General features: G+C 64.0%; 1 protein-coding gene. It reads right to left on the minus strand.

Features of this window, described 5'->3' with window-relative positions; translation table 11 throughout:
* Positions 1-34: 34 nt before the first annotated feature.
* Positions 35-1,455, minus strand: a protein-coding gene (locus QQ657_RS56450) for an IS3 family transposase (RefSeq protein WP_284750740.1) whose coding sequence is annotated in 2 segments (ribosomal slippage) — positions 35-1,089 and positions 1,089-1,455 — 1,422 coding nt in all. Because the reading frame shifts where the segments join, the coding sequence is not laid out codon by codon here.
* Positions 1,456-1,582: the final 127 nt, after the last annotated feature.

Here is a 1,582-nt window from a genome sequence, read left to right on the forward strand (position 1 = left end):
CGGAATTTGTCAAGGTGAGTGAGACCAGTGGGTGTTAGGCGGCTTCCGTTTCGGGCTCCTGGTTGGTGTCGTCGGTGGGTCGGTTGATCCAGACGGTGTCGGGAAGATCGAGCATCTTCGGTGCCGTGGTGATGCCACCGAACCGGTACGGGTGCCTGGCGTGGGCTTCGGCGAGCACGACGCGTCGGTCGGCGGCTTTGGCGGCTGCCAGGCCGAAGTGGACGTCAGCGGGCGTGTGCAGGCCGATGCCGGTGTGTCGATGCTCGTGGTTGTACCACTGCGTGAAGGTGTCCATGAATCGTCTCGCCTCCGACAGTGATCCGAAGCGTTCAGGGAATTCCGGACCGTATTTCAGGGTCTTGAACAGCGATTCCGAGTACGGGTTGTCATTCGACACCCGCGGCCGCGAGTGCGATCGGGTGACCTCGAGATCGGCGAGCAGGACCGCGACGGTTTTGCTGGTCATCGACGTGCCCCGGTCAGCGTGCACGACCTGCGGAACGCCGTGGACCGTGAAAATCTGTTCCATCAGCTCCTTTGCCAGGACACCGGATTCGTGGGCGTGGACATGCACGCCCACGATGAACCGGGAGTAGATGTCGATCATCACGTAGGCGTCAAAGTAGGTGCCTTTCACCGGACCTGCGAGCTTGGTGATGTCCCAGCTGTAGACCTGCCGGGCCGCAGTCGCGACCAGTTCCGGACATACCGCCGCGGGGTGGCGCGCCAACCGGCGGCGTTCCTTGACCTGCTTGTTCTCCGCCAGCACCCGATACATCGTGGACACCGAGCACAGGTAGACGCCCTCATCAAGCAGATGAGCGTAGATCTGCAGCGGCGCCATATCCACGAACCGTGTGCCGGTGAGCACCTCCAGGATCTGTCGGCGTTCGGAAACGGCCAGCTTGTTGAGCGGGTCCGGCACCGGGTGCGGCACGACGAGCGGTGTGGGCGCGGCGGCGGCCTTGCCGTGCCGGATCGCCGTCGAGCGCACCAGACCGGTCAACAGGGCGGCTTGCCTGGTCGGCACACCATCAGCGGTCATCGACGCATAGGCTCGGGTCAACGCTTCTTGTGCTTCTCGTCGGAATCCGCTCTCTCGGAAAGACTTTCCAAGAGAGCGTGCGCTTTTCCCATGATGTCCAGGGCGGCCTCGGTGGTGTTCAACCGCTTGTTCAAACGGGTGTTTTCCTGCGTGAGCCGGGCGATCTCAGCCTGCTCCGCGGACAGCTTACCGACCTTCTCACCCGGCTTCTTGCCCGCCAGCACGCCGGCGTCGCGCTGCTTGCGCCACTCGCTGATCAACGACGAGTACAAGCCTTCCCGCCGCAGGTACCCGCCGCCGTCGTGCTGCTCGCACGCTGCCTCGTAGGCGTCCAGATGGGCGAGTTTCTCCGACGCGGTGAACGCGCGTCGGCGCCGCGGCCCGTCGCTGCGCGGGTGCTGGGAAGCCATCCGCTCATTATCGCCCTCGACCAGCGAGGACATGCTCGTGCGGGTCATCTCAGTTGATCCGTATCTCGCCCTGCATCAGGCCGGGTTGCTGTGAACCAGTGGACTCAACTCACCCTGACACGCAGGG

The organism is Amycolatopsis ponsaeliensis, assembly GCF_030182635.1.
GTDB lineage: Bacteria > Actinomycetota > Actinomycetes > Mycobacteriales > Pseudonocardiaceae > Amycolatopsis > Amycolatopsis ponsaeliensis.